The sequence below is a fragment of the Microbacterium testaceum genome (genome assembly GCF_001476285.1).
Taxonomy (GTDB): domain Bacteria; phylum Actinomycetota; class Actinomycetes; order Actinomycetales; family Microbacteriaceae; genus Microbacterium; species Microbacterium testaceum_B.
Genome location: NZ_LDRU01000056.1, coordinates 1 through 9,357, shown reverse-complemented (window position 1 = coordinate 9,357; position 9,357 = coordinate 1). Strand labels below are relative to the sequence as shown.

The following is a 9,357-nucleotide window of genomic DNA, read 5'->3' as shown; positions in this document are numbered from 1 at the left end:
CGACGGAGCCGGCCACCGCCGAGCCCCCCGCTCTGCCCCAGCCCGGCGACGGCGAGGTCTTCGGCGTGTTGCGCATCCCGCGTCTGGGATCGGATTACCAGTTCAAGCTCGCGGGCGGGGTGAGCTCGTCGGTCACGCTCGATCCGATCGGCGTGGGGCACTACCCCGACAACGCGATGCCGGGTCAGGTCGGCAACTTCGCCATCGCGGGACACCGCGGCAGTCATGGCGCCCCGTTCGCCGATCTGCCCTCCCTCCACATCGGCGACGCCATCGTCGTCGAGACCCCGGACGGCTGGTACACCTACCGCTACCGCAACCTCGAGTACGTGCAGCCCGATGGCGTCGGCGTGCTGCTCCCGGTCCCGCAGGCGGCTCAGGTCGAGGCGACGGATCGGTTGATCACGATGACCACGTGCAGCCCGCGGTACGGATTCTCGGAGCGTGCCATCGGCTACGGCGTCTTCGAATCGTTCACGCCCCGCGCCAACGGCGCCCCTGCTTCGCTGACCTCTGGAGCCGCCTGATGTACGGAGCCCTCTGGCGTGTGCTGCCCGGACCCTGGTGGGTGCGGGTGCTCATCCTTCTCGTCCTCGCTGCCGCGGTGCTCTACGGACTCTTCTACTACGTCTTCCCCTGGGTGAGCGACATGGTCTACCCGCAGGAGGTCACGGTCGAGTGAGTCGGTGGCGCGTGGTCGTCGTCGACAACCGCGACAGCTTCGTCCACACCCTCGCCGGGTACCTGAGCGATCTCGGCGCGACCGTCGAGACGCTTCCCTCGAACGACCCGACGCTGCTCGACGCGGTCACGACACGCGCCGAGGCCGTCGTCATATCACCCGGGCCCGGTCACCCCGATCAGGCGGGCGGATCGATCGAGGTCGTCCGCGCCGCACACGACGCAATGCTTCCGCTCCTCGGCGTCTGCCTCGGACATCAAGCGATCGCGGTCGCTTTCGGAGCCCGCGTCGAGCACGCTCCCGAGCTTCTGCACGGTATCACGAGCAGCATCCGCCACGACGGACGAGGCGTGTTCGCCGATCTGCCCGACGGGTTCGCGGCGACGCGCTACCACTCGCTCGCCGTGTCGGACGGAACGCTCCCCGCCGAGCTCGAGGTCACCGCGCGCACCGACAGCGGCGTGATCATGGGCCTCCGTCACCGGTCCGCACCGATCGTCGGTGTCCAGTTCCACCCCGAGAGCGTGCTGACCGAGGGGGGTCACCGGCTTCTCGGCAGATGGATGGAGGATGCCGGATGCCTCGGCGCCGCCGTGCGCGGCGCGACCCTTCATCCGCGCCGAGTCAGGAGCCGGAGCAGGACGTGAGCGTGATCTCGCTGTGGACCGGCACCTCGCCGGGGGCCAGCGACTGCGTCTTGACCGTGGGGCTCGGGACCGAGGCCGGACAGCTGGAATCCTCTTCGACCTTGACCGTCAGCTGCATCGCATCGGACTCGAGCTCGCGCTTGGCGGCATCCACGGTGTATCCCGTGTAGTCGACGATCACGACCTGGCCGCTGGCGACGATCAGGTTCACGGTCGTGTTCTTGGCGAGCTGCGATCCCGCTTCCACGTTCGTGACCGCACCGCCGCTCGCGACACTCGCGGAGATCACGGTGCTCGCGGCGAGAGCCGGGTCGTTCTGTCGTCGGACCGAACCGACGGAGAGCCCCGCCTGCTGCAGCGCGGTGCGCGCGGCCTCTTCGCTCATCCCCGAGAGGGTGGGCATGGTGGCGAGGTCTGGCCCGCTCGAGACGTAGAGCACGACCTCCTGGCCCTCCGCGACGGACGTGTCGGCAGCAGGCGTCGTCCGTGTGACGTTTCCGGCGGCGATCTTTTCGCTCGGCTCGTCGACGCGCTTGGCGACGAGGTCTTCTCCCTCGAGCGCCTCGACGGCCCGGTCGTACGACATATCGACGACGTTCGGCACGGCTCGGCCGGCGGACGGAACGTTGTTCGAGGGCTGGATCTGCATCACCCAGAACAGCACGGCGACGAGGAGAACGGCGAGAACCGTGACGCCAGCCCAGATCCAGGCGACGGGAGGGCCCGGCTGCGTCCGGCGCATCGTCGTGTCGGTGCTGAGCTGACGCAGCGATCGTGCGGTCTCGGCGGCCTGGCGAGGGTTGGGGCCGTAGAGCTCGTTCGACAGGGCCGACATCTGACGCTTTGTCGGACCTCTGCCGTCCACGGTGGCATCCAGAGCTTCCCGGAAGCTCGCCGCATCCTGCGGACGCTGGAACGGATCCTTCGCGAGGGCACGGAGCACGATGGCATCCAGAGCCGTCGACACGGATTCGTTGATCTCGCTCGGCGGCACCGGGGCTTCGCTGACGTGCTGGTATGCGACGGCCACGGGTGTCTCACCGCGGAACGGCGGTCGGCCGGTCAGCAGCTCGTAGAGGACGACGCCCGTCGAGTACAGGTCGGCTCGCGCGTCGACCGACTCGCCCTTCGCCTGTTCCGGAGAGAAGTAGGCGGCGGTGCCGACGATCGCCGTCGTCTCGGCCACGGTCGACGAGGAGTCCGACACCGCGCGCGCGATGCCGAAGTCCATGACCTTCACGCCGCCGGATTCGGTGATCATCACGTTGCCGGGCTTGATGTCGCGGTGCACGACGCCGGCGCGGTGAGAGTACTCGAGAGCCTCGAGGATGCCGTCGACGTACCGCAGTGCGTCGTCGGTGGGGACGGGGCCGGCCGAGATGATGTCCTTGAGCAGGCGCCCGTGGACGAGTTCCATGACGATGTACGGAACGGGACGTTCCTGGCCGTCCGGGCCCGTCTCGACGTCTTCGCCCGCGTCGAACACCCGCACGATCGTGGGGTGAGCCATCCGCGACGCGGCCTGCGCCTCGAGGCGGAAACGCGTCCGGAAGGCCGCATCGCCGGCGAGATCGGCCTTGAGGACCTTGATCGCGACGGTCCGCCCGAGCGTCTGGTCGTAGCCGCGGTAGACGCTCGCCATGCCGCCACGACCGATGAGGTCGTCAACGCGGTAGCGTCCGGACAGGACGCGCGTCTCAGTGGTCACGAAGGAACTCCAGGGGTGATGCGTGTGCGAAAGGGTCAGTTCTTGGGCGACGCGGAGGTCGTCGGCGACGGACCACCGGAGATCGTGGCGGATGCCTCACCCGAGGGGCCGGCGGTCCGATCGGTGCCCGAGCAGCTGACCGTGTAGGTCACCCGGAGAGTCGATCCGGGAGAGTTGCTCACCACCAGCTCGGCATTGCGCTCGTCCGGGGAGAACGACGCCGTCGACGAGCCGTTGGTGGCGAAGGTCCCCTGCTCGGCGGTGAAGTTGTACGACGTGACGTTGCCCGTGCCCGAGGGGCAGGTGTACTGCTGCCACGAGACCTGCACCGTGGCACCGGCCGCGACCGACGAGGGCAGCGTGGGCGTTCCCGGCTGGCTGAGGGGCGTCTCTTCGCCGTAGACCGTCACCGTGATGTTGGTGCCCGCGGGGTTCCGACCGGTGGGGTCGACCTTGTAGACCGTGCCGATCTCGTCGGCATTGGTCGCCGCGTTACCGGTGGCACAGGTGGCCGCGAGGTTGCTGTCGCGCAGGATCGCGCGCGCCTCGTCGCACGTGCGGCCGAGCAGGTCGAGCGAGTCGACGTCGACCAGGGTCTGCGAGGGGGAGGACGACGGCGAGGGCGTCGACGCGCTCGGCACCGGCGTGGCCGCTGTCGGAGCCGTGCTCGACGGGGCCGCGTCGGGCTCGTTCTGGTTGGTCAGCAGGGCCGCGAGCGTTCCTCCGAGGACGAGCACGAGCAGCACGATCAGCGCGATGAGCGGCCACGTGAGCCGGCTCCGCTTCTTCTTCTGCGGCACGGTCTCTTCGGTGTGCTCCTCGGTGAGAAGCGACGTCGCCGCCGGGGTCGGCATGAGGCGCGTGGCCGCGCCCGTCTGCCCGGGCGACAGGAGCTGCGTGACATCGTCGGCGACGGCGGCACCCGCGGCGATCGCGGGGACCGCGGCCGCGGCGGCGGTGAGGTCTCCCCGGCGCAGGGCCGTAGCGGCGCGTGAGACGGCGGCAGCCGAGGCGGGCCGGTCGTCGGGCTTCTTGGCGATCATGGCCATGACGAGGTTCTGCACCGGAACCGCCACGGTGGGCGGGAGCGGCGCAGGCTGCTCGTTGATCTGGGCCATCGCGATCGCGACCTGCGACTCGCCCGTGAAGGGGCGCTTGCCCGCCAGGCACTCGTACGCGACGATGCCGAGCGAGTAGATGTCGGTCGCCGGAGACGCCGGGTGTCCGGACGCCTGCTCGGGCGACAGGTACTGCACGGTGCCCATGACCTGACCGGTCGCGGTCAGCGGGACCTGGTCGGCGATGCGCGCGATGCCGAAGTCGGTGATCTTGACGCGGCCGTCGGGCGTGATCAGCAGGTTGCCCGGCTTGATGTCGCGGTGCACGAGACCGGCGGCATGCGCGGCCTGCAGCGCGGCGGCGGTCTGCGCGACGATGTCGAGCGTCTTGTCTGTCGACAACGAGCCCTCGCGCTCGAGGATCGTCGACAGGGCCTCGCCGGGGACGAGCTCCATGACGAGGAAGGCGCTGCCGTCTTCTTCGCCGTAGTCGAACACGCTCGCGATGCCCTCGTGGTTCACCAGAGCTGCGTGACGGGCTTCGGCGCGGAAACGCTCGAGGAACCCGGGGTCGCCCATGTATTCGTCTTTGAGGATCTTGATGGCGACGGTGCGTCCGATGACGTGATCGGTCGCTTCCCACACCTCACCCATACCGCCGATCGCAATACGCGAATCGAGCTCGTACCGTCCTCCGAAGGTCACTCCCTGCGTCGGTCTCATTTACCCAGCACCGCCTCCATGACCTTCTTCGCTATCGGGGCGGCGATATCGTTGCCGCTCCCGCTCTGCCCCTGGCCCCCGCCGTTCTCGACCACCACTGCGACGGCGACCTTGGGGTCGTCGGCCGGAGCAAAACCCGTGAACCAGAGAGTGAACGGACGTGTCGATCCGTTCTCCGCGGTGCCGGTCTTACCGGCGACCTGGACCCCGTCTATTCTTGCATTCGACGCCGCGCCGTCCTGGACGTTCGCCGTCATCATCGAAACCATCTCCGCCGCGAGATTCGCGTCCAGTGCGCGACCGAACTCGCTGTCGGCGCGTTCATCGGTCACCGACAGGTCGGACTCGATCACCCGGTCGACCATCCGCGGGTTCATCACCACTCCGCCGTTCGCGATCCCGGCCGACACCATCGCCATCTGCAGCGGTGTCGCGGTCACCTGTCCCTGACCGAATCCGCTGAGCGCCGTCTGCGCGGCGTCGAGGCCGGAGGGGTAGCTGGACGCGGTCGAGGTCAGCGGCATCGAGAACTGCTTGTTGAAGCCGTACTTCTCGGCCTCGGCCTTGATCGCGTCATCGCCGAGCTCTACGGCCAGCTCGGCCATCGGGATGTTGCAGCTCAACCGCAGGGCCGTGGCGATCGTGACGGTGTCGCCGCCGCCGCACGTGCCGCCGCCGGCGTTGCGTACGACGCTGCTCGACTGCGGCAACGTGTACTCGGCCACGTTGGGGAAGCTCGAGTCGGGAGTGTACTTTCCGGATGCCAACGCCGCCGACGCCACGACCAGCTTGAACGTCGACCCCGGAGGGTTGAGGTTGCCGGCGATGGCGCGGTTGTCCATCGGCTGCGACGGATCGGCGACCAGTTGGTCGTAGGTCGAGTCGACGGCATCCGTGTCATGAGACGCGAGCGCGTTCGTGTCGAAACTCGGCGTCGAGACCATGGCCAGGATGCGACCGGTCGAGGGCTCCATCGCGACGACAGCACCCTGCAGACCGCCGAGGGCGTCCCACGCGGCGCGCTGAACGTTGGCGTCGAGCGACAGCTCCACGTTGGCACCCCGGGGCGCCTGACCCGTGATCGCGCGGTTGATGCGCGAGAAGAACTCGTTCTCTCCCGATCCGCTGAGCACCGAGTTCTCGGCATCCTCGATCTGCGTGCGCGAGTCGAGCACCGGGTTGACGTACCCGGTCACGGGAGCCCACATCTGCGCGTCGGTGTACTGGCGCTGCCAGCTGTAGACGTCGTCCGACGGCACCGACTGCGCGATCGGGCTTCCGCTCGCGATGATCGAGCCGCGCTGGATCTCGTAGGAGTCGTAGAGGGCGCGAGTGTTGCCGGGGGCATCGGTGAGATTGCCCGCCTGGGCGACCTGGATGATGCTCGTCGAGGCGAACAGGGCGAGGAACATCGCCAGCATGACGATGCTGAGGCGTCGGAGTTCTTTGGTCACGGTGCCTCCTCTGGTCGGGGAGCGCCGAGGGGCGCGGTGGGCGGCGCGATCGTGGGCGTCATCAACCGATCACCACCCGGGGGCGGCTGCGCACGGCATCCGAGATCCGCAGCAGGAAGGCCACGATGATCCAGTTGGCCACGAGCGAGGACCCGCCGGCGGCGAGGAACGGCGTGGTCAGGCCGGTCAGCGGGATCACGCGCGTGACACCGCCGACCATGATGAACACCTGCAGCGCGATCGTGAACGAGAAGCCGGTCGCCAGGAGCTTTCCGAAGTCGTCCTGACCGGCGAGGCCGATGCGGATGCCGCGGCTCGCGAACACCATGTAGAGCGCGAGGATCGCGAACAAGCCGACGAGACCCAGCTCTTCACCGAGGCTCGGGACGATGTAGTCGCTCTGCGAGAGCGGGGTGATGTACGGGCGGCCCTGGCCGAGACCGGTGCCGAAGAGTCCGCCGTGCGAAAGGCCGAAGATCCCTTGCACGAGCTGATAGCTTCCGCCGTCGCGGTTGACGACCTCGGGGTTGAACGCGTCGAGCCAGTTGGCGAAGCGCCCGTTGACGTAGGGGAGGACCCGGGATGCCAGGAACGCTCCGGTCGCAGCGAGGACGACGCCGATGAGCACCCAGCTCGTCTTGCCGGTCGCGACGTAGAGCATCGCGACGAACATGCCGAAGATGAGCAGACCCGTACCGAGGTCGCGCTGGAGCACGATGATGCCGAGCGAGACGAGCCAGATGATCAGGAGCGGACCGAGCTCTCGCGCGCGGGGCCAGGTCATGAAGAGGAACCGGGTGCCCGTGGAGGTGAGGCTCTCGCGGGTGCGCACGAGGTAGCCGGCGAAGAAGATCGCGAGGCAGATCTTGGCCAGCTCACCCGGCTGGAACGAAACGAATCCGAGCGAGACCCACACGTCCGCGTTCTGCTCGGTTCCCAGGCCCGGAACAAACGGCAGGAGCAGGAGCAGGATGCCGATCAGACCCGAGAGGTAGGTGTAGCGGAAGAGCACGCGGTAGTTGCGCACGAAGATCACCACAGCGAGGGCGGCGACCAGAGCGATGGCCGCCCAGGCGATCTGACGGTTCGACGTGGCATCCCAGCCCTCGAGGCGGACCGCGAGGTCGATGCGGTAGATCATCGCGATGCCGATCCCCGTCAGCACGGTGGCGATCGGCAGGACGAAGGGGTCGGCGTCGCGTGCGCGCAGCCGCAGGACCACGTGCATGACCAACGCGAGGACGGCGGGGATGCTCGCGAGCGTCAGGAAGCCCGACTCGATCGTGCCGTTCACGCCCAGCTGCACGAGCACGAGAGCGGCGCCGTAGACCGCGATCGCGAAGATCAGCAGGCCCAGCTCCCGATTGCGCTGCGTGGCGGGGACGCGGATCTTCTTCAGGGCGCGCATCACGGCCGTGTCGGTCGACACGGCGTTGTCGCGGGTCAGCTTCTGATCGGTCATCCGCCGGCCTCCGGGGTGGGACGCAGACGCTCCACGATCTGTTCGGCGTCGGACAGGGAGCGCGCCGAGATCGTGGCCTCGACCGTCTGGCGGTCGAAGTCCGAGAGGTCGGCGAGGACGATGTTGGTGTCTTCGTACACCGACGACAGCGAGATCGGGCCGATGGACTGCTGCACTCCGCGGTAGATGACGACGGAATCGTCGTCGGCGCCCACGTAGTACCGCGTCTGGGTCCAGTTGTAGCCGGCGAAGAGAGCGAGGCCGATGCCGGCCAGCACGATCAGGAGCGCGGCGAGCCAGCCGAGGCGGCGCCGACGGGCGCGGCGCCGGTCTTCTTCGATGAGCTCTTCGAGGAACTCGGCCGCGGGTTCGAAGTGCGTCGGCTCGTTCGCGGCCTGGCGGACGGGGTGCAGCCAGTTCGACCTCGCCGGTCGGCCCGCGGGCGCGACGGCTCCGACCGGGTTCAGCGCCGAGCCCACGATCGTGGGTGTGCCGGTGAAAACCGGGTGCTGGCCGCCGACGTCGACGATCACGACGGTGACGTTGTCGGGCGCCCCTCCGTCGAGCGCTTGCTTGAGGAGCGCGTCCGCGGTGCGGGCGGGCGGCATCCCGAGGGCGAGGGTGCGGTCGGTGTGTGCGTCGCCGACGACGCCCGAGAGCCCGTCGGAGCACAGCAGCCAGCGATCGCCGTCCTGCGTCGGCATGATGAACGTGTCGATCTCGGGATCGGGGTCCATGTCGCCGAGCACGCGCATGAGGACCGAGCGCCGCGGGTGATACCGCGCCTCTTCGGGGGTGATGCGACCCGAGTCGACCAGGCGCTGCACGAACGTGTGGTCGGTCGTGATCTGGGTGAGCTCGCCGTCGCGGTACAGGTAGATGCGTGAGTCGCCGATGTGGCCGATGACGGCGTAGTCGTCGACCATGATCAGGGCGCTGACGGTGGTTCCCATCCCCGCGAGCTCGGGCCGACGCGCGACCGTGTCGATGAGCTCGGCCGCCGTGTCGGACAGGGCGTCGCGCAGGGCGTGCTCGGCGTCGGCGGGGGTGGGGAAGGGCTGGTCCAACTCGGTCATGCGGTGGATCGCGAGGCTCGACGCGACGTCACCGCCCGCGTGACCGCCCATGCCGTCGGCGACCACGAAGAGATTCGAGCCGGAGTAGCCCGAATCCTGGTTGTTGGAGCGCACCTTGCCCGTGTGGGAGATGGCGGCGCTCGAGCCTTGGAAGACCATGGAAGAGGGTTACTTCCTCAGCTCGAAGGTCGTCGCGCCCACCTTGATGGGGGCGCCGACCTTCACCTGCACGGGGGATGCCACGCGCACCCCGTCGTGCGTGGTGCCGTTGGTCGAGTCGAGGTCTTGCAGCATCCACTGGTTGCCCCACAGCACGAGCCGCGCGTGGTGGCTCGAGGTGTAGTCGTCGCGGACCACGAGACCGGACTCGCTCGAGCGGCCGATCGTGAGCGGTTCGGTGCCGAGGGGGAGTTCGAGGCCGACCTTGGGTCCGCTCGTGATGACGATGCGCGACACGGTGTCGGTGGTGGCGAGCTGTCCCTTATACGCATCTTCGAGCCCACGAGACCGGCAGAAATATGCGACTCCGTCCTCTGCCTGAAAACAA

The 9,357-nt window shown here is 68.5% G+C and carries 9 protein-coding genes; 3 read left to right on the top strand and 6 right to left on the bottom strand.

Annotated elements, in window-relative coordinates:
• The 3 genes from NS283_RS10200 to NS283_RS10195 form a co-directional block, all read left to right on the top strand.
• Nucleotides 1-527, top strand: a 527-nt coding sequence (locus tag NS283_RS10200; protein ID WP_058596757.1) for a class E sortase, incomplete at its 5' end; no start/stop codon positions are given.
• Nucleotides 527-682, top strand: coding sequence for a hypothetical protein (locus NS283_RS18910; protein WP_193751324.1), 156 nt, complete (start codon nucleotides 527-529; stop codon nucleotides 680-682). The genes NS283_RS10200 and NS283_RS18910, both read left to right, overlap by 1 nt.
• The gene (locus NS283_RS10195) at nucleotides 679-1,329 is read left to right on the top strand and encodes an anthranilate synthase component II (RefSeq protein WP_058596756.1); all 651 of its coding nucleotides are present in this window, start codon (nucleotides 679-681) and stop codon (nucleotides 1,327-1,329) included. The genes NS283_RS18910 and NS283_RS10195 overlap by 4 nt, the downstream gene beginning before the upstream one ends.
• On the opposite strand, the gene pknB is transcribed toward NS283_RS10195, so the two are convergent.
• From pknB to NS283_RS10165, 6 genes are all read right to left on the bottom strand, one after another.
• A complete protein-coding gene (pknB, locus tag NS283_RS10190; RefSeq protein WP_058596755.1) occupies nucleotides 1,307-3,037 on the bottom strand; it encodes a Stk1 family PASTA domain-containing Ser/Thr kinase in 1,731 nt (576 codons plus the stop codon). The genes NS283_RS10195 and pknB overlap by 23 nt on opposite strands.
• 35 nt (nucleotides 3,038-3,072) lie before the next feature.
• Nucleotides 3,073-4,818: a serine/threonine-protein kinase gene (locus tag NS283_RS10185; RefSeq protein ID WP_058596754.1), complete on the bottom strand. Its 1,746-nt coding sequence runs from the start codon at nucleotides 4,816-4,818 to the stop codon at nucleotides 3,073-3,075.
• Nucleotides 4,815-6,272, bottom strand: a complete 1,458-nt coding sequence (locus NS283_RS10180; protein WP_058596753.1) for a peptidoglycan D,D-transpeptidase FtsI family protein — start codon at nucleotides 6,270-6,272, stop codon at nucleotides 4,815-4,817. The genes NS283_RS10185 and NS283_RS10180 overlap by 4 nt, the downstream gene beginning before the upstream one ends.
• A 61-nt stretch (nucleotides 6,273-6,333) precedes the next feature.
• Nucleotides 6,334-7,734 carry an FtsW/RodA/SpoVE family cell cycle protein gene (locus tag NS283_RS10175; protein WP_058596752.1) on the bottom strand — a complete coding sequence of 467 codons (1,401 nt, stop codon included), beginning with the start codon at nucleotides 7,732-7,734 and terminating at the stop codon, nucleotides 6,334-6,336.
• The gene (locus tag NS283_RS10170; RefSeq protein WP_058596751.1) at nucleotides 7,731-8,969 is read right to left on the bottom strand and encodes a PP2C family protein-serine/threonine phosphatase; all 1,239 of its coding nucleotides are present in this window, start codon (nucleotides 8,967-8,969) and stop codon (nucleotides 7,731-7,733) included. Before NS283_RS10170 ends, NS283_RS10175 begins: the two co-directional genes overlap by 4 nt.
• A 9-nt stretch (nucleotides 8,970-8,978) precedes the next feature.
• A partial coding sequence (locus NS283_RS10165) for an FHA domain-containing protein FhaB/FipA (RefSeq protein ID WP_241492228.1) occupies nucleotides 8,979-9,357 on the bottom strand: 379 nt, incomplete at its 5' end.